General features: G+C 41.5%; 27 protein-coding genes and 1 pseudogene. 16 read left to right on the top strand and 12 right to left on the bottom strand.

Annotated features, from left to right (window positions below; translation table 11 throughout):
- Nucleotides 1-82: 82 nt before the first annotated feature.
- The 5 genes from L1068_RS13345 to proB form a co-directional block, all read right to left on the bottom strand.
- Nucleotides 83-268 (bottom strand): hypothetical protein, encoded by a 186-nt coding sequence (locus tag L1068_RS13345; RefSeq protein WP_237130675.1) that lies wholly within the window; start codon nucleotides 266-268, stop codon nucleotides 83-85.
- A 117-nt stretch (nucleotides 269-385) separates the two neighbouring features.
- Complete coding sequence (locus L1068_RS13350) at nucleotides 386-757, bottom strand: glutathione S-transferase N-terminal domain-containing protein (RefSeq protein ID WP_237130676.1); 372 nt, start codon at nucleotides 755-757, stop codon at nucleotides 386-388.
- A gap of 81 nt (nucleotides 758-838) precedes the next feature.
- Nucleotides 839-1,249 carry an isoprenylcysteine carboxylmethyltransferase family protein gene (locus L1068_RS13355; RefSeq protein ID WP_237130677.1) on the bottom strand — a complete coding sequence of 137 codons (411 nt, stop codon included), beginning with the start codon at nucleotides 1,247-1,249 and terminating at the stop codon, nucleotides 839-841.
- Nucleotides 1,250-1,292: 43 nt separating this feature from the next.
- Nucleotides 1,293-2,528 (bottom strand): glutamate-5-semialdehyde dehydrogenase, encoded by a 1,236-nt coding sequence (locus L1068_RS13360; protein WP_237130678.1) that lies wholly within the window; start codon nucleotides 2,526-2,528, stop codon nucleotides 1,293-1,295.
- The gene (gene proB / locus L1068_RS13365; RefSeq protein WP_237130679.1) at nucleotides 2,525-3,646 is read right to left on the bottom strand and encodes a glutamate 5-kinase; all 1,122 of its coding nucleotides are present in this window, start codon (nucleotides 3,644-3,646) and stop codon (nucleotides 2,525-2,527) included. Before proB ends, L1068_RS13360 begins: the two co-directional genes overlap by 4 nt.
- Before the next feature lie 261 nt (nucleotides 3,647-3,907).
- Here proB and L1068_RS13370 point away from each other — a divergent pair, with 261 nt between their 5' ends.
- From L1068_RS13370 to L1068_RS22165, 3 genes and pseudogenes are all read left to right on the top strand, one after another.
- Entirely contained in the window at nucleotides 3,908-4,828 is a 921-nt protein-coding gene (locus L1068_RS13370) for a DMT family transporter (RefSeq protein WP_237130680.1), read from the top strand.
- A 675-nt stretch (nucleotides 4,829-5,503) separates the two neighbouring features.
- A pseudogene (locus L1068_RS22160) lies at nucleotides 5,504-5,647 on the top strand (phage tail protein); the annotation flags it as partial.
- Nucleotides 5,648-5,836: 189 nt separating this feature from the next.
- Complete coding sequence (locus L1068_RS22165; RefSeq protein ID WP_237130695.1) at nucleotides 5,837-6,088, top strand: hypothetical protein; 252 nt, start codon at nucleotides 5,837-5,839, stop codon at nucleotides 6,086-6,088.
- 248 nt (nucleotides 6,089-6,336) lie between these two features.
- On the opposite strand, the gene L1068_RS13385 is transcribed toward L1068_RS22165, so the two are convergent.
- The 4 genes from L1068_RS13385 to pdsO form a co-directional block, all read right to left on the bottom strand.
- On the bottom strand, nucleotides 6,337-6,696 hold the full coding sequence (locus L1068_RS13385; protein ID WP_237130681.1) for a hypothetical protein: 360 nt from the start codon (nucleotides 6,694-6,696) through the stop codon (nucleotides 6,337-6,339).
- 94 nt (nucleotides 6,697-6,790) lie between these two features.
- Complete coding sequence (locus L1068_RS13390; protein ID WP_237130682.1) at nucleotides 6,791-7,351, bottom strand: sortase; 561 nt, start codon at nucleotides 7,349-7,351, stop codon at nucleotides 6,791-6,793.
- Nucleotides 7,351-9,408, bottom strand: a complete 2,058-nt coding sequence (locus tag L1068_RS13395) for a VIT domain-containing protein (RefSeq protein ID WP_237130683.1) — start codon at nucleotides 9,406-9,408, stop codon at nucleotides 7,351-7,353. The genes L1068_RS13390 and L1068_RS13395 overlap by 1 nt, the downstream gene beginning before the upstream one ends.
- Before the next feature lie 13 nt (nucleotides 9,409-9,421).
- Nucleotides 9,422-10,147, bottom strand: coding sequence for a sortase-associated OmpA-like protein PdsO (pdsO, locus tag L1068_RS13400; protein WP_082428631.1), 726 nt, complete (start codon nucleotides 10,145-10,147; stop codon nucleotides 9,422-9,424).
- Between the two features lie 229 nt (nucleotides 10,148-10,376).
- Between pdsO and pdsR the strand changes: the two genes are divergently transcribed.
- The 4 genes from pdsR (at nucleotide 10,377) to L1068_RS13420 (ending at nucleotide 15,540) form a co-directional block, all read left to right on the top strand.
- Nucleotides 10,377-11,066 carry a proteobacterial dedicated sortase system response regulator gene (pdsR, locus tag L1068_RS13405; protein WP_105170927.1) on the top strand — a complete coding sequence of 230 codons (690 nt, stop codon included), beginning with the start codon at nucleotides 10,377-10,379 and terminating at the stop codon, nucleotides 11,064-11,066.
- 3 nt (nucleotides 11,067-11,069) lie between these two features.
- A complete protein-coding gene (gene pdsS / locus L1068_RS13410) occupies nucleotides 11,070-13,181 on the top strand; it encodes a proteobacterial dedicated sortase system histidine kinase (protein ID WP_237130684.1) in 2,112 nt (703 codons plus the stop codon).
- 133 nt (nucleotides 13,182-13,314) lie between these two features.
- The gene (locus L1068_RS13415) at nucleotides 13,315-13,611 is read left to right on the top strand and encodes a hypothetical protein (RefSeq protein ID WP_010560981.1); all 297 of its coding nucleotides are present in this window, start codon (nucleotides 13,315-13,317) and stop codon (nucleotides 13,609-13,611) included.
- A gap of 261 nt (nucleotides 13,612-13,872) precedes the next feature.
- Nucleotides 13,873-15,540: an amidohydrolase gene (locus L1068_RS13420; protein ID WP_237130685.1), complete on the top strand. Its 1,668-nt coding sequence runs from the start codon at nucleotides 13,873-13,875 to the stop codon at nucleotides 15,538-15,540.
- Between the two features lie 65 nt (nucleotides 15,541-15,605).
- Here L1068_RS13420 and L1068_RS13425 read toward each other — a convergent pair whose 3' ends face one another.
- Nucleotides 15,606-15,851: a YgjV family protein gene (locus tag L1068_RS13425; protein WP_054981116.1), complete on the bottom strand. Its 246-nt coding sequence runs from the start codon at nucleotides 15,849-15,851 to the stop codon at nucleotides 15,606-15,608.
- Between the two features lie 120 nt (nucleotides 15,852-15,971).
- On the opposite strand from L1068_RS13425, the gene L1068_RS13430 reads away from it, so the two are divergent.
- Nucleotides 15,972-16,628 (top strand): Crp/Fnr family transcriptional regulator, encoded by a 657-nt coding sequence (locus L1068_RS13430; RefSeq protein ID WP_100912691.1) that lies wholly within the window; start codon nucleotides 15,972-15,974, stop codon nucleotides 16,626-16,628.
- A 64-nt stretch (nucleotides 16,629-16,692) separates the two neighbouring features.
- On the opposite strand, the gene L1068_RS13435 is transcribed toward L1068_RS13430, so the two are convergent.
- Nucleotides 16,693-17,262 carry a phosphoribosyltransferase family protein gene (locus L1068_RS13435; protein WP_054981114.1) on the bottom strand — a complete coding sequence of 190 codons (570 nt, stop codon included), beginning with the start codon at nucleotides 17,260-17,262 and terminating at the stop codon, nucleotides 16,693-16,695.
- A 376-nt stretch (nucleotides 17,263-17,638) separates the two neighbouring features.
- Nucleotides 17,639-18,934 carry an aminopeptidase PepB gene (gene pepB, locus L1068_RS13440; RefSeq protein ID WP_237130686.1) on the bottom strand — a complete coding sequence of 432 codons (1,296 nt, stop codon included), beginning with the start codon at nucleotides 18,932-18,934 and terminating at the stop codon, nucleotides 17,639-17,641.
- An 86-nt stretch (nucleotides 18,935-19,020) separates the two neighbouring features.
- Here pepB and sfsA point away from each other — a divergent pair, with 86 nt between their 5' ends.
- From sfsA to L1068_RS13480, 8 genes are all read left to right on the top strand, one after another.
- A complete protein-coding gene (gene sfsA / locus L1068_RS13445) occupies nucleotides 19,021-19,731 on the top strand; it encodes a DNA/RNA nuclease SfsA (RefSeq protein WP_237130687.1) in 711 nt (236 codons plus the stop codon).
- 162 nt (nucleotides 19,732-19,893) lie between these two features.
- Nucleotides 19,894-20,334, top strand: coding sequence for an RNA polymerase-binding protein DksA (dksA, locus tag L1068_RS13450; protein WP_054981111.1), 441 nt, complete (start codon nucleotides 19,894-19,896; stop codon nucleotides 20,332-20,334).
- A gap of 10 nt (nucleotides 20,335-20,344) precedes the next feature.
- Nucleotides 20,345-21,271, top strand: coding sequence for a tRNA glutamyl-Q(34) synthetase GluQRS (gene gluQRS / locus L1068_RS13455; protein ID WP_237130688.1), 927 nt, complete (start codon nucleotides 20,345-20,347; stop codon nucleotides 21,269-21,271).
- Nucleotides 21,272-21,435: 164 nt separating this feature from the next.
- On the top strand, nucleotides 21,436-22,809 hold the full coding sequence (pcnB, locus tag L1068_RS13460; RefSeq protein ID WP_343221923.1) for a polynucleotide adenylyltransferase PcnB: 1,374 nt from the start codon (nucleotides 21,436-21,438) through the stop codon (nucleotides 22,807-22,809).
- On the top strand, nucleotides 22,802-23,305 hold the full coding sequence (folK, locus tag L1068_RS13465; RefSeq protein ID WP_237130690.1) for a 2-amino-4-hydroxy-6-hydroxymethyldihydropteridine diphosphokinase: 504 nt from the start codon (nucleotides 22,802-22,804) through the stop codon (nucleotides 23,303-23,305). Before pcnB ends, folK begins: the two co-directional genes overlap by 8 nt.
- 24 nt (nucleotides 23,306-23,329) lie before the next feature.
- Nucleotides 23,330-24,124, top strand: coding sequence for a 3-methyl-2-oxobutanoate hydroxymethyltransferase (gene panB / locus L1068_RS13470; protein ID WP_237130691.1), 795 nt, complete (start codon nucleotides 23,330-23,332; stop codon nucleotides 24,122-24,124).
- A gap of 24 nt (nucleotides 24,125-24,148) precedes the next feature.
- A complete protein-coding gene (panC, locus tag L1068_RS13475) occupies nucleotides 24,149-25,000 on the top strand; it encodes a pantoate--beta-alanine ligase (protein WP_237130692.1) in 852 nt (283 codons plus the stop codon).
- A gap of 48 nt (nucleotides 25,001-25,048) precedes the next feature.
- On the top strand, nucleotides 25,049-25,285 hold the full coding sequence (locus L1068_RS13480) for a hypothetical protein (protein WP_010560994.1): 237 nt from the start codon (nucleotides 25,049-25,051) through the stop codon (nucleotides 25,283-25,285).
- The last annotated feature ends 37 nt before the right edge of the window (nucleotides 25,286-25,322 follow it).

Consider the following 25,322-nt stretch of genomic DNA (forward strand, 5'->3'; position numbering starts at 1 on the left):
CTTTCACAAGTTTACTATCTGCTACCGGCAAAATGTACTTTTCACAGCGTTTATCTTTTTGAACATAGCCTTCAATGCATTGTCACCCGCCTTCGCCATTATCAATGGCAAATTCGGGCAAGCCGTAGCTGACACATTGGCCGTAACGCCAATCCTTGCCAATAGGGCAAACACACCCACCACCTACTAAGGATTTATCCATGTCTTTGCCACATTGACTCGCATATAAATTCAGTGGAAAAAATAAGAGTAATATCAGCCATTTCATTCGTCACTCCATAACAAAAAGCAAAACAACACTGTGACATATTACATATGACGCATGAAAAAACAAAAAACGCAGCCGAAGCTGCGTTTTGTAAAACTCTTTACTACTTATTGAAAATTAAGCAGCTTTATTGGCTACTTCATTTTCTAAAAAGGCAATAATATCGTTAGACTCGTAAAGCCATGTTACTTTGTCGTCTTGCTCAATACGTAAGCACGGCACTTTTACTTTACCGCCTTCTGCTGCAAGTGTTTCACGGTGAATACCTTCGGCTTTTGCATCGCGCAATTCTATATTTAAGCTATTGCGCTTCATGGCGCGGCGTACTTTTACGCAAAACGGGCACGCTTTGAATTGATATAAGCTTAAGTTTTGGGTTTTTGTGTCTATTTCAGCTTGCAGCTGTGCATCGCGCTTAACACCTCGTGGTGTTGTAATAAAATCAAAAAATATAATAATGCGGCCTAATAGCCAACGAACAAACTTCATACAACCTCCAATCAATTTGGCGGCATTTTACTGCAAATACTGGAACGAATAAAGGTTAGCCCGAAGCAAGAAGAGTCTAACTTATAACCAACGGCGAATGTGTTTTTTATACTGGATAAATTGCTCACCAAAGCACTCTATTAACGCGGCTTCTTCCGGTTTAATTTGAAAGCGCTCAATAAACAATACAAATGCCACAACACCTAACAAACTTAACCAACTGCCAAGTAAAATAGCAAAGCCTAAAATCGCTACAGCCATACCCAAATACATTGGGTTTCGCGTATATTGAAAAATGCCGCTAGTGACTAAGCTTGAGGCGGTTTCAGGTTTAAGTGGGTTTACCGTTGTACTCTCTTTACGAAATGAAATAACACCTGCAAGGGCAATCGCTACCCCAAGCAAAACGGCAAGTACAAACAGTTTAAAATTAAGTGTGCGAGTAATCTCAAATGTAAATTCAGCATCCGACACTAAATACATGCCAGCCATACAAAATAATCCCACCACTGGGGGTGGGATTTTATTATTTAGTTTATTGGCGAATGAGGTAATCACCCTCACCTACCCATTTATATGTAGTTAATGCCTCTAAGCCCATAGGCCCGCGTGCATGCAGTTTTTGTGTTGATACGGCAACTTCAGCACCTAAGCCAAACTGCGAACCATCAGTAAATCGCGTGCTCGCGTTAACATATATTGCCGCAGAATTTACCGCTGCTACAAACTTATTAGTGTTGCTTAAGCTCTCAGACAAAATGCCATCTGAGTGACCTGATGAATGCTCACGAATATGCATTATCGCTTGGTTAATATCATCCACTACTTTAATACCAAGCGTTAGGCTTAACCATTCTTTGCTGTACTCACCTTCAGCAATTAGGCTAACACGCTCACTAAGCGCTGCAGCTCTGTCGCAGCCTTTAAGCTTCACTTGGCCTAAACGCTTTGCTAATAATGGTACTAACTGCTTTGCAATTGATTCATCCATAAGCACAGTATCAAGCGCATTACACACACTTGGGCGCTGTACCTTAGCGTTTTCAATAACATCCAACGCTTTTTGTAAATCAGCAGAAGCATCAACATATAAATGACAAATACCAATACCGCCAGTGATCACCGGTATTGTGCTGTTTTCCACGCATACTTTTTGTAGCGTATCGCCACCGCGCGGAATAATCATATCGATGTACTTATCTTGTTTTAAAAGCTCAAGTACTAAAGCGCGATCTGGGTTGGTAATTAATTGCACCGCGTCTTTATTAATACCGGCATCAACAAGCGCTTTACCAATTAATTCAACTAAGTAAGTGTTAGTATTAAGTGTTTCTTTACCACCGCGTAAAATGCTGGCATTACCCGTTTTTAAACATAAACAGGCGATATCTAAAGTAACATTGGGGCGCGCTTCATAAATAACGCCTACTACACCTAATGGCACAATTTGTTTTTTTAAGCGCAGGCCATTTTCAAGCGCTTTACCATCATATTCACCACCAACAGGATCATCCATTGCAATTAAGCTTTGAATATCATCGGCTATGCCTAAAATGCGTTCTTTGTTTAATAATAAACGATCAAGTAAGGCCTCGGTTAAGCCATTTTCTTTCCCTGCGTTAATATCACGCTGGTTTACTTGTTCGATTTGTTCGGTATTTTCTAAAATGATGGAACGAATATTTTCTAATGCTGTATTTTTCTGTGCTGTTGTCGCCACAGCGAGATCAAAACTTGCTAACTTTGCTTGCTGTGCTAATTGCGTAATCACGTTAATCCTCCAAAAAGTACTAAATCATCGCGGTGGATCACCACCGCCCCATAATCGTAGCCAAGCAATTGATTAATTTGCTCGGAATGTTGCCCTTTTATCTGGGCCAAATCGCTTGATGAATATCGACAAATGCCACGAGCTATTTGCGCCCCATTTTGGTCGCATAATTTCACCATGGCACCCCGTTCAAATTCACCAAGCACATCACTCAAGCCTTTTGCTAACAAACTTGAGCCCGAGTGTTTCATTGCGCGAACAGCGCCTTCATCTAATATTAGCTCACCGCTTGCTGGCGGCCCCGCCATTAGCCATTGTTTGCGACTTTCAGTCACCGATGCTGTTGCTAAAAAACGTGTGCCCACATCTTTTTCTTGGGCAACATCCACAATCACATTCTCTTTATGGCCTGCGGCAATAATCACCTCAACGCCTGCTCGGCATGCAATATCCGCTGCTTGCAGCTTAGTTGCCATGCCGCCAGTGCCTAAGTGCGTACCCGAGCCACCTGCCAATGCTTTTAAATTAGCATCTATTTTATCGACCAAGTTAATCAACTTAGCATCTGGGTTAACACGTGGATCAGCAGTAAATAAACCTGGTTGATCTGTTAGTAACAACAATTTATCGGCCTTAGCGAGAATGGCAGCCAAAGCCGATAAATTATCATTATCCCCAACTTTAATTTCTTGTGTTGCTACCGCATCATTTTCATTAATGATCGGCACAATATCGTGCTTAATGAGTGCTTTTAACGTATCGCGTGCATTTAAATAGCGCTCGCGGTCGTCTAAGTCTGCACGTGTTAACAGCATTTGCCCAACATGCATACCATACAAGTTGAACAAGGTTTGCCATGTATAAATTAAATGACTTTGGCCAACGGCAGCAAGCATTTGTTTGTTGTTCACATTACTTAAGTCACAACTTAAATGTAAATGCTCTTTGCCCGCAGCAACTGCACCGCTCGATACCAAAATAATTTTGTGCCCTTTCTTTTTTATTTGGGCACACTGGCGCACTAATTCAACCATATGCGCTTTATCTAAGGTAAAACTGCCACCGGTTAATACACTTGTACCCAGTTTTACTACGACTGTTTGACTTGTTTCACTCATTCCCCATACCCTAAACGACGGGCCAGTGTCTTTGTTATATCAAAGCTGAGAAAATCAACAAGGGTAAAATGGTCTCACACAAAAAAATATCATGCAAACCGCCCAATTCACCAAATTTAAATAAGAAAACCTAATCCATAACAGCATAAAATTTTGCATTTTTGTAATCTGCTATTCTTTGGTCGATACTCATCGCTTGATGCTTATTGCACCAATAAAAGTCTGTTAAAATTCACTGCCCCTTAAATTTGAGTAGTGTTTATGCCCGCTAGTTTATGTTTACTGATCGCCACATTTTTGTGGGGAAGCTCGTTTATTGCCTTAAAGTACGCAATTGATTTATACCATCCAGCGGTAGTGATTTTCCTGCGTATGCTCACCACATTTGTCCTGTGTATGCTGCTTTGGCGCCAAGTGAAAAAATTTGATTATCAAAAAGGTGATTGGAAGTACCTGCTCGGTATGTCTCTTGCCGAACCTTGTTTATACTTTTTGTTTGAAGGCTACGCCCTTGAATATACTTCTGCCAGCCAAGCTGGCGTAATTGTAAGCTGCTTTCCCCTTATCGTAGCGATTTTGGCGTTTTTTATGCTGAAAGAGCATTTATCGAAATCCATCATTACCGGATTTGTTTTTTGTATTGTAGGTGGCATTGCGCTTACGCTTGTTTCACCCGATACCAGCGCCGCACCAAACCCCACATTAGGTAACTTTTTAGAGTTTTTAGCTATGGTCTGTGCGGCCTATTACTCAGTATGTGTAAAGCATTTAGCTCATCGTTATTCACCAATAAGCCTTATCGCTCTGCAAGGTATAAGCGGCACATTATTCTTTACGCCATTTTTGTTTTTTGTCGAAATACCGAGTGAAATGTCGCTCGAAGGCATCGCTGCCATCATTTACTTAGGCTCGTTTGTAACACTCGGTGGCTACGGCATGTATAACTATGCCATTTCAAAAGTATCGGTATTAACCGCCGCCGCGTTTTCAAACCTTATTCCTGTATTCACCTTGTTACTTGCGTCATTACTTCTCAACGAGTTTTTAACGTGGCAGCAGTGGCTCGCCATTGGCTGTGTATTTATCGGCGTTGTTATTGCCCAACGTCATAAACCTAAACCACACGAGTACATGGAGCCGCAAATGGATACCATGCCGGTAGAGGTTGGGAGTGAAAGATAACTAATTTTGCGTGAGTATTGCGTTAATTCGATACTCACGTCTTCACATTAAACATATCCCTAAGTTTAACTTGTGCCATCCATAGCACATTTTTGTTATACGATAAAAACGAACTCGTAATTTTAAGATACTTCTAATAGTCAAATTAGAACAAATCATGTTTTTTGAACAGCCTAATTACGCATGGAAATACAAGTCCACACTTATTCAAGGCATTAACAAACCTGCTTGGAAAATAACTTATACAATATTTTTGGTTATTCATGATTTATAAATAATGTAATTATTGTGCTAAACCTACATTAGCTTATATTTCAATCGTGAAATCTGAGCTTTAATCATATACCATCAATTATCCTACTTTATGCTTGGCTGACAAATGTAATCTCCACCTAAACATAATTAGGTAACAATAAATTATTAATGGAATTAAATTATGGATAGAGAAGTTGAATTAAGAATAAGTTTTAATATTTTTTTTCGGTTAGTTGACAAACTGCCTGAAAATATAGAACAAACGAAAGAAAGGAAAGGATTTAACAAAATAAATGCATGGAGCTTCCTATGATTTTTATCAAAAAACAAACTTCACTTTTAGCTACATTACTATTCTTTTCTGTCATTAACGAAGCACAAGCTAACTGCGTTCCAGAGCCTTACCTCGGTTCAGTATGCATGACAGCCGCCGTATATTGTCCACGAGGATTTGCAGAGGCCAATGGCCAGTTGATGTCGATCAGCCAATACAGCGCTCTTTTCTCCATTATAGGAACAAACTATGGTGGCGACGGGCGTACTACCTTTGGTTTGCCTGATCTACGTGGACGCTCTGCCATTGGCGTCGGAAGCGGCCCTGGCCTTCAAACCGTTAGGCAAGGTTCGATGCCAGGTAGAGAATTTGTAACACTCTCACTAATGAACTTACCCAGTCACACTCACACTGCTTCTGTTTCAAATCCAGTCTCGGTGCAAGTATCCATCCCTATAGTATCCAACTCGGGCCCCTATGTGACAACGCCCAATGACAATCAGAACTACTTAGCCGCCTCCCCACCAGGAGGTCCGAGTGCAGCTGCTATTTGGGCAGCAGACGATTCAGAAATCCTTACACTAGTTGGTGGTGTTTCAGCCTCGGGCGCCGTTACAGGGGCTGTGACTGTTGGTAATACTGGAGGCAGCCAATCCTTCGAAAATCGACCACCACAAACAGGGGTGCGCTATTGCGTAGCCATTCAAGGGTTATTTCCACCAAGAACCTGAGCCCAAGGTTTATCGCGGCCATGATAGATTAGCAGCACTATCATGGTCATATTCACTCTAAACTTTGGTTATAAACCACAATTCGTAATAATTACTGATATTAATACTCTAGTAAGCCTCAACCGTATTTATAAAATTCAGTATTAATGAGGAGAGCACCCTAGTTAGAGCAAAGCACATAAAGAATACTTATTTCATCAACAAAGGTACACTAGTGCGCCCAATGTATTAGCCTGATAACGTGTAAATTACCAACTTAGCTCGCTTAATGCTTGTTTTATTTCTTTTTGAGTGGAGCGGTCATCGCTGAGCGTCAGTGCGTTTTGATAAGTACTTTTAGCTTTGTTATTGTCTTCAAGCGCTCGATACAATTCACCTAGCACCATTAAATATTCTATATGCTGCTTGTCTTTCACCTGTTCTTTACTTAACAAGTGTTCCATTGCATCAACAGCAAGTTGTTTATCACCGTGTTGTTGCAATGCGAGGTAAGCTGCTGATAAACAAGTATCTCGCCAAGTTGGTAATCGCTCTGGGATCACTTGCTCGATTTGACACCCTTTTACAAATAAACGCTGTGCTTGCGCTTTAGCTGAGAACGTCCACAATAAATTTGCAGCGCTGAGTTAAGCCAACGAATTAAGTATCGATATAAAAAATCGCTTGAGATTAAAAGTGAACCATTTCGCTATATATAGCTGTTCAAACGCGCTCAGCCACTATCACCACCCTTCCCTGTGGCACTAAATCCAAACCATTGCGGCGCACACAAGTAATCAGCACTAAATACCCTTCTAGCCCTAACAACCAATTAGAATCACGGTAACCCACATGTATTTTATTCACTACTTTAAAGTGCTGCTGCCCTTTACCTTGTGCTTGGTAGCTAATTTTTTCACCGAGCTTTAACTCTTTAACAAAGCTAAAATGCGTGTCGTTATGTGCGGCAACTAAAATGTTATTGCTTGGGTGATGCCAAATACCGGGGGCAAATGCGAGATTGCGGTTGCTTGCTTCATTAAGCACAATTTGCGAAATGCTTTTACTTTCAACAACAAGCTCACCAACAGGGTAGCCATCGGCGTAGTACCATGCTTTTTGCTTATGATTGGCATCCGCTTTATTTTCTTGCCATGCTTGCCACAGTAGAAACTGAGCAAGTTGCGCTTTGCCATACACATAGCTTGATTTAAATACTAAAACTAAACCTAGCATGGCAATACAAAGCGCCAAAAGGCGCAACAGTTTACGCCTACTTTTCATTATTCTGAGTCCTCTTTTTGTCCCCAAATAGCTAATAAAAAACCGCCAATTAGCAATAAAATACCTAACCAAAGCAAGCGGTCGTTATTGCCAGATGTTTGAGGCATTGCACTACCTTGCGGCAGCATATTTGGCGCCTCGAATGATTTATCGGCAACATCGCCAAAGTATTCTTCCACCGCGATAAAGGCTGTGTATGGCGTTAATAAGCCATGGCGAATGCCAAGCTTTGTGATTTCAGCTTTATCTTGTACTAAATCTAACGTGTTAATGTGCTCTTTAGCGTAAGCGCGGGCGATGCCTTTTGCTGCAATCGCATTTTCAAGCGAAACCCGTTTTAAGAACTTACCATTTACTCCATCACCTGCGATCTGCACCGCTTGAGCCGGTTGTACTAATTTAAAGTAAGCCACCAGCGGCGATGAAAAATACAGATCAGCCGTTGGTAAGCTATCAACTAGTGGCAAGCCCATATCATTTAATACACGAATATTCTGAAGTGCAGGGTTACTCAGTTTGTCACTTAACAAAGCCACTTCGCTCGCTATGTTCTCGAGATTATTAATAAACAAAGTCTCACCTTTGCCATGCTTAGCTAATAAGCGCATTAAATGGCTATTCGGTGCACTGCCAATAGCTATGGTAAATAGCTTACTATCGGCGCGGCGGTTTTTTACTAAGCCCTTAACTGATTCGGCATCGGCTACTGCACCATCGGTTAATAACACCACTTGGCGTACTCGTGTTTCATCAAATTGACCGTCAAAACTGGCTGCTAGTGCACTGTTTATTTCGGTGCCGCCGTCAGCTTCTAACCCTGCAACAAAACGTTTAGCCGCTTGCAGCTGTGAATACGTTGCCGCTACTGATCCACGCTGAAACAATTCAACTTCATGATCAAATGCCACAATATTAAAGAGATCATCTGTACCGAGTTTTTCCAACGCTAAAATCAGTGCCTGTTTTGCTTGCTCCATTGATGTGCCCGCCATAGAGCCCGAGGTATCAATCACAAACACCAATTCACGGGGCAAGCTGTGCGATATAAAATCCGATTTAGGCGGCATCATCATCACTTTGTAAAATGACTCACCATTAATATTTTCATGGAACACTTGTGTGGTAATTTGCTCATTTAAAAGCGGCACAAATTTAATATCAAAGTCGCGATTTGCCACTAAGCTTTGTGGCGCAGGAATAAGTTGATACTGTGTATTTCCGGTTTGCACTACCGACAACGTATGGCTTGGGCTAGTGATGCTATCGAGTTCAAAACCTAAGTTCACATCAAAATTGATAGTAATTTTGTTGTTTACATTGAAACTGGTTAACACAGTGTTTTGCAAAAAATCGAGAGTTGGCGCCTCCTCGGCCATTAATGTGTTGGTTTGAAAACCACTTTGCGAACGCGTTTGAAAATGGCTAATCGGATCATTTTCATCAAGCTCAAGATTATTAAAATAGCGCGGCGCAACCACTGTCGGTAAGCGCAAGCTAAACACTTCATCTTGATAAGTTAATGGAAATTGAAAACTCAGCTTAACAGCGACTTCCTGCCCTGGCTCAATATTAGCGACCTTGGTTTTAAATACATTGGCGCTTTGATTTTTAACTAATGCGGCTTTATGGCCTTGTTGCTGAGCTTTTTTATAAATCACCTCAGCCTGTTGTTTTTCTTTAATTTCACCAATAATTTTGCGGTTATCAAGCATCATTTCCATGGCAAACACTGCGCTATTTTCAGGCAGTGGAAACTGGTAACTGCCATTTAGCGTTTCTAATGCTGGGTTTTGATAGACCTGTTTTAATTCAACAAACGCCAGCATGCCTTTTACTTGAATATCAAGGTGGGTCGATTTAAGCACGCTTTGCTCAACTTCTTGCCCCGCCTGATTAGTTAAAATAAGCCCTTGCGCCGACACTTTCGCGCTAAACAAAATGGCCGAGGCAAGCCACGCTACAAAAAGAATGGCAAGGTTGATGAAAAGGCGCATATGCGCGCCTTTTCGTTTACCTTGTTGTTCTTTTTCACCTCCTGTTGTGTGTTTTGGTAACATTACTAGCCCCTCTCTAGTATTGGTTGTTAGCGGTTTGAGATTGTTCTTTAAGTCGTGCATGTACTGTTACACGGCGGTCAAACACATTACTTTCAAAGCTGTCTTCTGCATTTTGTTTAGCAATACTTTGGCTTTCACCAAAGCCATGGGTGCTTAAGCGGTTATGGTCAACACCTTGTTTAATCAGAAATGCGGCTACGTTGTCGGCACGTTTAGTTGATAGTGCTAAATTGTTTTCATCATCACCGCGTTGGTCGGCAAAACCATTTAGGTCGAGATAAATTTCTGGCTGCTGTTTCATCACTTCAGCAAGTTCAATTAATTGTTCGGCAAAGTGTGGTTCAATTTCTGAAGAGCCCGAGCGGAACTGCACCGACATTGCTAGTAGGTTATCAATTCGCTGCTGCGCAATGTGCTCAAGTTGTGATTCAAGTTGCTGTTTTGAAGCAACCAGTTCTTGGTAATCAGAGGTTTTATGTTGTAGTGCAACAATGGTTTGTTGCTGCTTAGAGATTTCAGCTTGCTGCTCTTTAATATCAACTTTATCGCCTTCAATCTTACCGATAAAAATACCTACAATACCGCCTGCTACCGCGCCAACTGGGCCGCCAATTAATGCGCCTACCGTTGCGCCAGCGCCAAAGCCAATTAGCGGTTCTTTTTCAAAGTCTTGCTCTTTGGCCATTGCTGGGTTGCTAAGTGCTAATGCGATAACTGAAACTAAAAGTGCCTTTTTCATAATATTCTCCAAGAATGTTTTAATTTTTTTAAATACGTTGTTTTGTGTTGATGCTGCTGCACCGTTTGCGTTGGAGTAATTAAAACAAGCTGATCTGGCAATTTTTGGTTTGAAAAAAGGCAATGCGATGAGCAATTGTGGCAAAAAAATGGCAATTGCTCCGATTCTCTATTTTTTGCTCATTTTTTAGGTATAGTGGCGGCTATCAATACGCAATTAACCGTAATCAATGAAAAAAATCGCCATCATCGAAGATCAAGACGCCATTCGTGAAAACTATATTGATATGCTAGAAAGCCAAGGCTATTTAGTTAAAGGCTATGCTGATCGCATCAGCGCACAAGACGAGTTATTAGCAAACCTGCCAGATTTAGCGATTATTGATATTGGCCTAGGTGATGAAATAGATGGCGGCTTTATGTTGTGCCAAGCATTACGCGCAAAAAGCCAAACCTTACCGATCATTTTTTTAACAGCCCGCGATAACGAAATCGATACCGTATCGGGTTTACGCATGGGCGCTGATGACTACCTTACAAAAGACATCAGCCTTGCCCATTTAGCCGCGCGTATTTCTGCAATTTTTCGTCGCCAGTTGGCGCTCAATACTCCCCAACAGCAAGCACAACTTATTGAACGCGGCGAATTAGTGATTGACCCTGAGCGCATGCAAGTCACTTGGCAAGGCGTTACTATTGATTTAACTGTGACTGAGTATTGGTTAGTGCATGCACTTGCTATTCGCCCTGGCCATGTTAAACAACGTAACGATTTAATGAATGAGGCAAAAATTTACGTTGATGACAGTACTATCACCTCACATATTAAGCGTATTCGTAAAAAGTTCTTAAAAATTGATGATGCATTTGATCATATCGATACCGTGTATGGCATGGGTTACCGCTGGGAGGCAAAATAAGTCATGAGAATTGGTCTGCGCACTAAAGTTGTTGTTCTTTCGAGCTTTTTGCTCTTACTGCCATGGCTTGGTCACCAGTATGTGGCTGAAATGGAAAACTTTTTACGCTTAGGGCAAGAAAAAAACTTAGTTGCCACCAGCCGCGCTTTGGCAACCGCTCTACACGACAGACCAAAATTATTCGATAGCCAAGCAAGCTTTTTAGAATCGGTTGAAAAAGGCCGCGATCTTTACGCTTACAATATTGTAGGACCCATTCAACTCGACGGTAAGTTGCAAGATTGGCAACCCTATTTGCCCCTTGTTTGGCATTATGGCGACGCCTATTTAACGCAAGATAACGCAATGCATAGCGATGAAGATATCTCGTTTAAGCATATGGTCGGCAAATACAAAGACTACCTTTACGCGCAATTTAGCGTAACCGATGACGATGTTGTTATGCGCGGTAGAAACACCATCAGCTTAGAGCGTAACGATCATTTAAAAATTGCCTTTACCAATCTCGAAGGTGAGGTGAAAACCTATTTAATTTCAACCAAACAAGCTGGTTGGGTTAACGCCTTTGACGCCGAAACCAAAATGCCATTTACGCAAATTCAAGGTTACTTTCGTTTAACTAAGCAAGGCTACAATATTGAGCTACGCCTGCCATTAACGCTTCTCGGTAATAAATTGGGCTTTGCAATTTTAGATAAAGACCAAGGCGAAGAGGAATTAGCGGAAATCGCCACATCTAACCTCAACGAGCAGCAAAGCTTAGGCTCGATTTTAGTGCCCTCACCAGAAATTGAAGAAATTATTAAAGGTATGGCTCGCGCGGGCAGCCGCGTATTTGTAGTCGACCAGCACCGCCGTGTTTTAGCCGATGCCGGTAATATAAAAAGTGCCGATGGCGGCTGGGGCGACACCATTAAAAAGCGCAAACCATCGCGTTGGGAGCAATTTGAAGAAGAATACCTGCACCCAATTTATTACAAAATTCTCACTCGCCCTGCAACCGAGTTTACCGATATTGCCCGTGATGTAGCCGCACTTGATGGCAGCCATATCAATGCAGCTCTTGATGGCCACGCAAAATCAACATGGCGCTTAACCCCCGATCAAAAAGCAGTGATTCTCTCTGCGGCCTACCCTATTTGGATTGACGACCAAGTAATGGGCGCTGTAATTGCCGAAGAAACCACTAACGGTATTCGCGAAATAAGAAATAAAGCATTTGAAAAGCTGTTTAATGTGATTTTAGCCATTATGCTCATTGGTACGATGAGCTTATTTTTATTCGCGTCCATTATCTCAACACGAATCAGGCGCTTACGTGACGCTGCAGAAAAAGCCATTGATGCACAAGGGCGTGTTACAGGCAAAATTGACAAACAATTTTCTAGTGATGAAATTGGCGACTTGTCACGCAGCTTTGCGAGTATCGTAAATCGCCTTGGTGGCTACACTCATTATTTAGAAAATATGAGCTCGCGTTTATCGCATGAGCTGCGCACGCCAGTAGCTGTGGTGCGCTCTTCCCTTGAAAGCCTTGAGCTACAAAATACTCATGAGCCCAGTCAAAAATATATTGCGCGGGCAAAAGAAGGTGTGGCGCGTTTAAACAAAATACTCACCACCATGAGTGAAGCAACACGCCTAGAGCACGCCATTGAAAATAGCCAAAAAGAGCAATTTAACTTAAGCGAAGTAATAAATGGCTGTATGCAAGGTTACACCCTTGCCTACCCGAATAAACACTTCAACTTAGCACTTAGCGATGAAGCTTATGCACTTAATGGGGTGCCAGAATTTATTGCACAACTGCTCGACAAACTGATAAGCAACGCAGTTGATTTTGCCGAGAAAGAGACAAGTATTGAAGTGAACTACCACATCACGAGTGGTAAAGCGCAATTTAGTATTTTTAACGCAGGCCCTCAACTGCCGCCAGATATGGCCAATCATATATTCGATTCTATGGTATCAGTACGTGAATCAAGCAAACAAAAAGAGCCTCATTTAGGGTTGGGTTTATATATGGCGCGTTTAATTTGTGACTTCCACGGCGCAACCATTACAGCGACCAATAAAAACCAAGGCGTTGAGTTTTTAGTAACGTTTAAGGGTTAATTTTAAAACCGTTAACTCACTAATTATTAAAAATAATTCGGTTACCTTACCGATATTTTTAAAAATAATTTCTCAAGTTTTTATTGCGATAAACGATATAAAGTTATTGTATTAGTTGTGAAGTAGATATGTAATGCAAACCGATTCAAACAATAACTTAAACCTAGCCTCTTTAAATAGCGCGATTATCGTTGAACAAGAGCTTTGGCAAGCCGTATGTATTAACTGCTATGACCTTGTTGCTAAAGGTGTTGCTAGTTGTACAAACTCGCTTAACTACATCATTGAAACGGCATTAAAGCTGGCGCAACAACTTAATTTACCCGCTGTACTTTGGACAACCAACTGCGAAAACGAGCAAAAACTGGCATCGCTATTAGTTGCTATTAATGCCCAAATTAAAACACCACAACAGTTATTAAACCGATAACCCTCGACTGTGTGACCTTCACCAGTCACACTTAATTTAACGCCCGTTCAAGCGGTTCGTGGCGTTAAATTCTTTTCTTAACATCAACATGCCTGGGTACATAAGTTAATATGCGATTTGGCGAAATTACGAGCTGACTATAGTGAGAAACACGCTTAAATTACCGCAAGCATGCTTTGCAAATTTGTAATCTAAATCTTAGGTTATTTATTTGTTTTAACTTTGTTATTCTCAATACACACACTTTGCGTGAGAATAACAATGACAACAAAAAAACAATTAAAACGTGCCCTACTAGCAGTGAGTGTCAGCTTGGCTAGCTTTACGCCATTTGCCTTTGCTGATTACACCATTTTCCACAATGCAAAAGGCTATACGCTAAAGAAAAACAAAGGCGTTCACGAATTTTCTACTTTAGTTATTAAAGACGGGAAAGTCGTCGCAACAGGCGATAAATCAATTATTTCAACCTATAGCCCTGCTGAAAAAATTGATGTAGAAGGTAAAACCTTACTACCTGGCCTAATCGATGCGCACGGCCACATTATTGGTCTTGGTAAAAACCAAAGCCAACTTGATTTACGCAGTAGTAGCTCACTGAAAGATGCGCTAAAGAGCATAGAAGATTATGCTAACCAAACCGACGGTTGGGTGATTGGCCGCGGCTGGAATCAAGAAAACTGGCCTAGTAAGGCATTTCCTACTGCCAAAGATCTCGATGCGATAGTGAGCGACAGACCAGTTGCACTCACGCGAGTTGATGGTCATGCCCTTTGGGTAAACTCAAAAGCACTCGAAATTGCGGGCATTAATAAAGATACACAAGCACCTAGCGGCGGTGAAATTATTCGTTTAGATAGCGGCGAGCCCTCAGGCATTTTGATTGATAATGCAGAGCCACTTGTTTATCAACATATGCCAAGCGTTGATAAGACCGAAGTAAACAAACGCCTTGATGCCGCAGGTGAGCATTTGCTGAGTTTAGGTATTACCTCAGCACATGATGCTGGCATTGATAACTTAACCTACCAAGTTTATTTAGAACGCGCAGCTAACAACACCTTACCTATTCGCATTTATGCCATGTTAAGTGCAACAGATAGCGAATTAACTAAACAACTTGCCGCTGGCAAAAAGTTTGATGATAACGACATGTTGGCGATCCGCAGTATAAAAGTGTACTCGGATGGTGCGTTAGGTAGTCGTGGCGCTGCATTACTTGAAGACTATCAAGACCGTATTGGCCATAAAGGCTTAATGTTAATGAGCAAAGATGAGTTAGAAAACGTATTTACTCAGGCTTTTAAAGCTGGGTTTAGCGTTAATACGCATGCCATTGGTGATAGAGCAAATCGTGTGGTACTCGACACTTATGAAAAAGTTTACGCTAAAAGCGGCGGTAAACTACTTAGAAATCGCATGGAGCACGCGCAAATTGTTGAACCAAGTGACATTAAACGCTTTAAACAACTTGCTATTATTCCTTCAATGCAACCAGTGCATGCCACATCTGATATGCATATGGCGGAAGATCGCCTTGGTAAAACGCGTTTAACAGGCGCTTATGCATGGCAAACCTTTTTAAAGCAAGGGTCGCGCATAGCGGCGGGGTCAGATTTTCCAGTTGAGTTAGCAAATGCGTTTCATGGTTTATACGCCGCTGTTTCACGTCAAGATAAGGATGGCGCACCAAAAGGTGGCTGGCTTGCCGAGGAGAAATTAACGCGCGAGCAAGCGTTACGTGCGTTTACTTTAGGTGCAGCCTATGCAGCTCATCAAGAATTTAAAATTGGTAGTTTAGAAAAGGGTAAGTGGGCAGATTTTATAATTGTGGATACTAATTATTTTAAAGCGCCACTGAGCGATATTTACCACACCCAAGTTGAACAAACATGGCTGGCGGGTGAGTTAAAATACCAACAAAAGTAAGTACAAAGAGCGTTTAGAATTCAGAGTCTTGATATTGCGCTCTGAATTCTAAATATTGAAGCTTTTTAGCTGTCTGCTTTAGTATCAGCTGTCGGTGATTTTTTCTTTGCTAATTTAATTAAGTGATAAATATTTACGAAGGAAAGTAAGCCATTGGTAAAAGCTACCGGCCAAGCTGAAATAGCCAAACCATATAAGGTAAAACAAATACAGCCAGCTAAATTAAACCAACGTAATTTAGTGACATCTTCCATCATTAACGAAGCAACGAGCAATGCTGATGCAAAATAACCTAAATATTCCCAAACCATTGTATCGCTCCGATTCTAATTATTACCAATTTGCTGTAAGCTAAACGGTCCGATAGAATAGCTGAAGGACAATTGTCCAACAGCAAACGCTAATTACTTGTACTCAACAAGCGAGACTATATGTTCGATTACCACTTTTCAAAAACTCTAGTTGATGAGTTACTGTCGTACGCAGGCAACAGCTATACCTTAAAAAAAGGTAAGTTACTTGCCGAGCAAGGCAAACCATTAAGTAAATTAATTTTAGTACGTAGTGGTACAATTTCATTTAGTTACGACGTAGGTAACGGTAGGCGCTTATTGCTAGGACAGCTTGACTGCCACAATACTTTAGTGGGTGAAGTTGAAGCGCTTAATGACAGACCTTGTATTTATTCTATGACCTGTCAAAGTGAAGTAACCTATAACTTAATTGAGTTAAAGTACTGGCGTGAATTATTACAAGAAAAGCCAGAATTAGCGCTCTACACCGCAAAAAGCATTGCTGAAAAGTTTATTGAGAACCAACAAATAAACTTAAACAAGCTGCTGCTACCACTTAGCTTTAATATTGCGAAAGACTGCTTAGCCCGTTACCAAGATGAAACCGTGACCATGTTAAAGCCTTACCCTAAAGTAAGTGCTGAAGCAGAGCGTTTTGCCACAACAGAACGTGCATACCGCCGCGTGGTAAGTGATTTAGTAGAACAAGGCTTAGTGCAGCGTACAGAGCAAGGCTTAAAGCCACTTGATGAAGATAAATTAGAAGACTTTATTGATAGTTTTGCCAGTCGTTAAACTATTCTCGCAATAACAAAAAAGGTCGCAATTGCGACCTTTTTTAATGCTATTTATTTAGCGATTACTTTTTATCAATAAATAAATGGCTAATTTCTTTTAAATCAGTTTTGCCATTTGCAATTTCATCTGGTGTTAAACCTGAAAGCTCATGTGGGAAAACTAACCACTCGTCTGAATCATGAATATAGTAATCAGGTTCAATCGGTGTTTTGTTATTTTTTGGCTTATAGTAAGGGCACGCCACGCGAATATCTTGTGGCAAGTTTAAGCGCATTAATTCTTTTAATTTTTCTTTTAGTGCAAAAATACTGCGACCTGAATCAAATACATCATCAACAATTAATAAGCTGTCAGACGCGTTAGCGTTTTCAATAATGTAGTGCAAACCGTGTACTTTAATATCTTTCGATTGCTTACCAATACCGTAATAAGATGATGTACGTACCGCAATGTGATCTGTGTCTACACCTTTAAAGTCATAGTATTCTTGTACAGCAATACCGATTGGTGCGCCACCACGCCAAATGCCCACAATATAGTCAGGGCGAAAACCATCATCAAAAACCTGTGCTGCGAGTTTAAATGAGTCTTGCAAAAGCTGCTCGGCGGTAATAAAAACCTTATCTGACATGATGTGCTCCTGAGATTATTGGGGTATAAAAAAGGTGTGCATAATAGCTTATATTTAACGAAATAGCTTGCTTTATATCAAAATAGCATGTCTTAAGCCTTTTGAAATACGTAATACCAATTCACTTAAATAGCCGATCATTCTATCGGGTTAAATATCATGCTAACTGCGTTGGAATTTATCAATGTAGAACAGCTAAATTAGAAAAATTCCGCCTTGTTATCATTTCATTTATCCAGCGCTACCTCTAATCACATACTTAACAGAATTGGTATCACAAACTGCTAGGTTAAATATTGACCTTTCAAAAAAGAGCTTTCGAAAGGCATAAAAAAGCCTGCAACTGCAGGCTTTTTTACTCTATTACCAAAGCAGGTTATGCTTTTTCAAGTAATGTGCGTGCAACAGTACGCATACCCCAAGTTGTCGCACCTGCAGCCCACTGGCTACCAGCTGAATTTTGGAAACTTGCTGCTAAGTCAATATGCACCCAGCCTTTACCTTCATTTGGCACAAAACGAGATAAGAAACCAGCTGCGTTTGATGCACCGCCAAAACCACCGCCTTTCTGCGCACGGCTGTTTGCCGTATCTGCATATGGTGATGGACAGTTAAACTGGTGGAACTTCTCAAGAGGTAATGCCCATGCAGCTTCAAACTCGTCGCTAGCAAAGTTTTCAACTTCACGTACTAGCTCTTTATCTAAACCAAATAACGCATTGTATTCTTGACCTACCGCCATCAGCGCTGCACCAGTTAAGGTTGCCGCATCAATAATTAGTGGCGCGCCTGTTTCGCCAGCTGCCATTAGGCCGTCAGCAAGCACTAAGCGACCTTCCGCGTCAGTATTTACGATTTCTACTGTAGTACCATTTTTGTACGTAAGAATATCGCCTAACTTATATGCATTACCTGAGATTAGGTTCTCTGCACAACATAGGAATAATTTAACGCGCACATCTAAACCACGGCTAATTGCCAGAGCAAGACCAGAAGTAACCGTGGCCGCACCACCCATATCACACTTCATGGTTAACATGCCTTCACTTGGCTTAATTGAGTAACCACCTGAATCGAATGTAATGCCTTTACCCACAAGCGCTGCTGCTACTGGTGCATTTTCATCACCTGTTGGGTTGTAATCGAGTGTAAGTAACACTGGCGGGCGCTCACTACCACGGCCAACAGCGTGAATACCAATCCACTGTTGCTCTAATAATGCATCGCCTTTAATAATGTCGTAGCTAACGTGCTCTGGTGCCATTGAACCGATAAATTCAGCCGCTTTCTCAGCAAGGCTTTCTGGATAAACATCTTCTGCAGTACCGTTAATCATCTGACGTTGCCAAATTGCAGCACGCTTTAACGTCGCTAATTCATCAAGTGATGATTGGCTGTTTTCTGCAAATGTAACTGCATCAAGATTTTTAGCTGTCACAAAGCCTTGATAAAGCGCCCACTGACTTTCTGTGCACCAAGTGTCACCTTCTAAAACGATTGCTTTAATACCTTGATTAGCAAGCGCACGACCTGCCTTTTGTACGTTTTTAAGGGTTTCTTCTTGCTGTAAATGAACGGTCGCACCGTCATTAGAAAAAGAGAGTAAGGCTTTTTCACCCCAATGCGCCGCTGCGGCATCTTGAGATAACTGAACTTTGAACAGATCTGACATATTTTTTTCTCTCGTGTGTTCACATAATTGCGTGGCCCCAGTGTACACTAGTCACATAAATAGCCCAATAATTTGCGATTAAAGCCATGCAATTTCAATCAAAGCTGCAACAAGCCAAGCTTATAAAACGATACAAACGTTTTTTAGTCGATATCGAAACCAGCCAAGGAGAAATAACCATTCACTGCGCTAACACCGGGCGTATGACTGGCTGTGCCGATTCAGGCTTTACTGCGTATTATTCCACATCTAGCAATGCCAAGCGTAAATACCCTCATTCGCTTGAACTGACACAAAACCTAGCGGGAGATCTAATCTGCGTTAATACCAGCATGGCCAACCATGTGGTTGCCGAGGCGATAGCTAAGCAACAAATACCTGAATTATTAAATTACGATACCCTAAAACAAGAAGTGAAGTATGGCGATGAAAACAGTCGCATTGATATTTTATTGAGTGATGCCGAAAAGCCAGCGTGTTATATCGAGGTAAAATCTGTCACCTTGTTAGAAGAAAACGGGAAAGGTTACTTTCCCGATGCGGTCACCGCCCGAGGCAGCAAACATTTGCGCGAATTAGTGACAATGAAGCAACAAGGCCATCGTGCGGTATTATTCTTTTTAATTCAACACACTGGCATTGAGTCTGTGGCACCTGCTGCTCATATTGACGCCAATTATGCAATTGAAATTAAAAAAGCATTAGCAGCAGGGGTTGAAATTTTGTGTTATCGCACCAACATAAGCTCGGAACAAATTGTAATAGATAAAACCATTCCCTTTGTCGCACCACAGTGAATAGTTAACGAGTTCAAACGTTTTACCGCATAAATTATTGTTAATTAGGCTTGTCTAAATTTTTTAATTGGTAAAAATTAATTGCACTTAATTTTTTATTCTGCTATTTATAGCCGCCGACTTTTATTGGGACTCTATTCATAGAAGAATTAGGAGACAGTTATGCCATCACAAAATAATTTGAGTTTACTGGCTCAAGCAGGCCTAGCGCCGTATACAGAAAAACCTGGCGAAGAATACATGAGTGACGCACAACTTGCGCACTTTAAAACCATTCTCGAGACATGGCGTAACAACTTACGTGAAGAAGTAGACCGCACCATGAACCATATGCAGGATGAAGCGGCAAACTTCCCTGATCCAGTTGACCGTGCAGCACAAGAAGAAGAGTTTGCATTAGAATTACGTACCCGTGACCGCGAACGTAAGCTAATTAAAAAGATTGAGAAAACATTACAACTAATCGAAGAAGAAGATTTTGGCTATTGTGTTACCTGTGGCATCGAAATCGGTATTCGTCGTTTAGAAGCTCGTCCTACAGCTGATCAATGTATTGATTGTAAAACACTTTCTGAAATCAAAGAAAAACAATCAGGCCGTTAATTTGGCTTAAATGTTGGCAAACACATCAGATTTTGGGGCATACCGTGGCCGGTTTGCCCCCTCTCCTTCTGGGCCATTACACTTTGGCTCTCTTGTCGCCGCGCTCGGCAGTTACCTTGACGCCAAAGCACATAACGGTAGTTGGCTTGTTCGTATTGAAGACATCGATACGCCACGCATAGTTAGTGGTTGCGACACTCTTATACTTAAAACGCTAGAAAACTACGGCCTATATTGGGACGAGTCCGTTCGCTATCAAAGCGCATGTTTAGCGCATTATCAAACAGTACTTGAACAGCTGATCAGTAAAGACTTAGTCTATGCCTGCCAATGCACGCGTAAACAAATTAAGCAACATGGCGGGTTTTACAACAGCCATTGCCGTGACTTACAGCTTACATTTGATAGCCAAGCACTTAGACTAAAACAAACCATACTAACCTATCAATTTAGCGATCTGTTTAAAGGCGAAATCAACGTTGAACCTGTATTTTCAGAAGAAGATTACATAATTAAACGCCGTGACGGCTTATTTGCCTATCAACTGGTAGTAGTATTAGACGACATCGCACAAAAAATTTCTCATATTGTACGCGGCGCTGATTTACTATTTCCCACCGTGCGACAGATCAGTTTATTTAAACAACTAGGCGCACCTGTGCCACAATTTGGTCACCTTCCACTAGCTGTAGCAGAGCCTGGTTTTAAGCTATCAAAACAAAACTATGCAGCGGCGATTGATATGGATAAACCACAGCAAACGCTTGTTGCTGCGCTTAAATTTCTCGGCATCAGTGCCAACAAAACACTGTTAGATGCCAGTATCGATGAAATTATTAAATGGGCAATAACAGCATGGCAACGAAAAAACGTGCCTGCCAATGATGAAATTCAGCTTATTACTAACGAAACCAGCTTTACCTTTAAGCCGCTTTAAATTAGCGCAATCTTTACACTAAATTATGGCTAAATATCAGCTCATACAAGCGTGCTAGCGATGGCATTAACTGGGTGATTAGTATATTATTACGCGGTTAATTTTCCCTGTATGAATTCTGGAGCCGTCCCATTATTTCTAAGCTTGTAAAAATCTGTCGAGGTATTTTATCTGGATCAGAACAAGGTCAACAGCCGCAAAGCGTTGCGAGTTTTTCTAAACCGCTTGTCGTTACCCGAGAAAATCATGTGGTATCGCGTAAACAACTTAGCCCAAATGCCTTAAAAGTACTGTATCGTCTTAAAGATGCTGGCTACGACGCCTATTTAGTTGGCGGCTGTATTCGCGATGTTTTGCTTGGCCTAGAACCGAAAGACTTTGATGTAGTAACCAATGCTACACCCGAGCAGATTAAAAAGCAGTTTCGCAATTGCCGTTTAATCGGCCGCCGTTTTCGTTTAGCGCACATTATGTTTGGCCGAGAGATCATTGAAGTGGCAACCATGCGAGGCCATCACAGCGATGAAGAACAGAGCGAAAAAAATAAAAGCCAAGCAAGCGAACAAGGACAATTACTACGTGACAACGTTTACGGCACCATCGATGAAGATGCAGAGCGCCGTGACTTTTCAATAAACGCGCTGTACTACTCGATTAACGATTTCAGTATTCATGATTTTGCCGGTGGTATGGAAGCGATTAAAAATCGCCGTATCGAACTGATTGGTGATCCTGAAACGCGCTACCGTGAAGATCCGGTGCGTATGCTACGAGCGGTACGCTTTGCAACTAAACTGGATATGACCATTGCGCCAGCGACAGAGAAACCAATGTTTCAGTTGGCGTCTCTGCTTGGTAATATTCCAGCGGCCCGTTTATTTGAAGAGATGCTAAAGCTATTCTTAAACGGCAAAGCAGAAGCGAATTTCCACTTACTGCGTCAATACGGTTTATTTACTTACCTATTTCCTGCACTTGATAAATTATTGAACAAGCACCCAGACGGCACTGAGTATCAGCTTGTTACACAAGTATTGAAAAATACCGACAAACGCATTAATGCAGGCAAAAAAGTAACCCCGGCCTATTTAATCGCTGCATTTTTATGGTACCCATTACAAAGTTTAGCCAACCGTATTACAGCACAGGGCGAAACACCATTTAATGCATTTAATATGGCGATGAATCAAATTTTATCTGAAAGTGCAAAGTCGCTTGCAGTGCCAAAACGTTTCACCATTGGCGCTCGTGAGATTTGGCAATTACAACACCGCTTTGATAAACGAGGCGGTCAACGCGCATTCCGTTTAACGCAGCAACCGCGTTTTCGTGCCGCAAAAGATTTCTTCTGTTTACGCGCGCAGTTTGAGCCTGAACTGGCTGAGCTTGCAAAGTGGTGGGATAACTACACAGAGCAAGATGCTGGCAGTCAAAAACGTATGGTTAGCGATTTAAATAAAGGCGCTAAAAGTGGTGGTAACTACCGTCGCCGCAGACCACGCAAAGCAAAAAGTAATAACGCAAAACGCCATGACTAATCACGTAAATTCTTTGGTTTATTTAGGCTTAGGGGCAAATTTAAATGCCCCATTAGAGCAATTACGAAATGCCACACAGGCATTAGCTGCACACCCCAATATTAACCTTGTTGCAAGCTCTTCACTTTATGGCAGTAAGCCTATGGGACCGCAAGACCAACCTGACTATGTCAATTCAGTTATTGCTATTGATACAGCGTTATCACCGCTTGAGCTCCTTGATATTACACAACAAATAGAGCTTAATTTTGGTCGCGTACGCAAAGCCGATCGCTGGGGAGCACGCACGCTCGACATCGACATTATTTTATTCAAAAACCAACAACTTGATAATGAACGCCTAACTGTGCCACATTACGGCATGAAAGTGCGTGAGTTTGTTCTTTATCCAATGCATGAAATTGCACCGGACCTTGAGCTACCTTGTGGTACAGACCTAGCAGATTTAATAAAAACAATAGATAAAAATGGCTTGAGCATTATTGCAGCAAGTTAATAACGGCAAGTAATCGAGGGATTTATGGCTAAAATTACCGTTTCAAAACTAAAAAAAATGAAACAAGAAGGCGAGAAAATTGCCGCTTTAACCGCATATGATGCAAGCTTCTCAGGCCTCTTCGAAGAACAAGGTGTTCACGTTTTATTAGTAGGCGACTCTATGGGCATGGTACTGCAAGGTGGCAACGACACCTTGGCTGTCACTAATCAAGATATTGCCTACCACACACGCTGTGCGCGCGCCGGCGCTAAAGATACCTTTGTCATCGCTGATTTGCCCTTTATGACCTATTCGAACCCAGCTGATGCGTGTAACAACGCGGCTGAGCTTATGCGTGCAGGGGCAAACATGGTTAAACTTGAAGGCGGTAAGTGGCTTTACCCAGCAATTGAGTTGTTAACACAACAAGGCATTCCTGTATGTGGCCATTTAGGATTAACACCGCAATCAGTACATGTATTTGGTGGTTTTAAAATTCAAGGTCGCACTAACGAAGCCGCAGAGAAAATGATTAACGATGCCAAAGCGCTTGAAGCAGCAGGCGCCCAATTGTTAGTACTGGAATGTATTCCTTCAGAACTGGCTAAAGCAATTACCGACGCTATTTCAATTCCAACGATTGGTATTGGCGCAGGCAAAGAAACCGATGGTCAAATTCTAGTTATGCATGATCTTGTTGGTATTTCTGCGGGCTACATCCCTAAATTTTCGAAGAACTTTTTACTGGAAACTGGCAACATGCCAGCAGCAGTTAAAAAGTACATCGATGATGTGCAAAGTGGTCAGTTCCCTGGCCCTGAGCATGAATTCAATTAATTTAAGTGTTAAGTAGTTACTTTTATGCAAACGGTTTCTAACGTTTCTCAATTACGCAGTAAAATCAAAAGCTGGAAACAGCAAGGCCTAACAGTGGCATTTGTGCCAACAATGGGCAATCTGCATGCTGGTCATTTTTCACTGGTTGATAAAGCTAAACAAATCGCCGATAAAGTGGTTGTTAGTATTTTTGTTAACCCAATGCAATTTGGCAAAAATGAAGATCTCGACAAGTACCCGCGTACGTTACAAAACGATCAAAATGGCCTGATTGAGCACGGTGCTGATTTACTGTTTACACCAACCGTTGAAACCATCTACCCCAAAGGGCTAGACGCACAAAGTTATATCGACGTGCCAGGAGTCTCTGAAGGCCACTGTGGTGCCAGCCGCCCTGGTCACTTTCGTGGCGTAGCGACAATTGTTAATAAACTCTTTAACCTTGTTCAACCTGATATTGCCTGTTTTGGCGAAAAAGATTTTCAACAACTTGCGGTTATTAGAACCATGGTTGAAGACTTATCAATGCCGATTGAAATTATCGGCGTTGCGACCAAGCGTGAAGACTCTGGCCTCGCCATGAGCTCGCGTAATGGCTATTTATCGGATGATGAAAAGCAACATGCAAGTGCGCTGTATCAGATTATGCTTGACGCTGAAACGGCGCTTAAAGCAAACGAGTTAAGTTTAGATAAGATTACAGAGCAAGCTAAGTTAGCGATTGAAAAGCATGGCTTTACACTTGATTACTTTAATATTTGTAATGCGAAAACCTTACAATTAGCCACTAAGGAAGATACTAATTTAGTTATTCTTGTCGCTGCATTTTTGTCAAATGTACGCTTAATTGATAACTTACAAGTAACGACAGCCTAGAACCAAGCAGTTCTATACTCAATTCAAAAATAATAAGGATTAAGGATAATGAAACAGTTAATCACTATCGCGTTAGTAGGTTTGTTGGCTGCATGTAGCTCTCAAAACTTAACACAAGAGCAAAAAGAAGGGCTTAATCGCTGTGCACAGCAAAACTTTCAGTGCGAGTCTTCTTGTAGTAATTCAAGCTTAAACGAAAGCATGACTAACGGCGTATGCATGCGTAAATGCGTTGACGAACACAATGCTTGTAAAGCACAAGTTGGCCCTGAGTTTATTAACTAAAAATATATAATTTTAAATACAAAAAAGCCGCTAATTA

It is taken from the genome of Pseudoalteromonas sp. MMG024 (assembly GCF_021654175.1).
Taxonomy (GTDB): Bacteria; Pseudomonadota; Gammaproteobacteria; order Enterobacterales; family Alteromonadaceae; genus Pseudoalteromonas.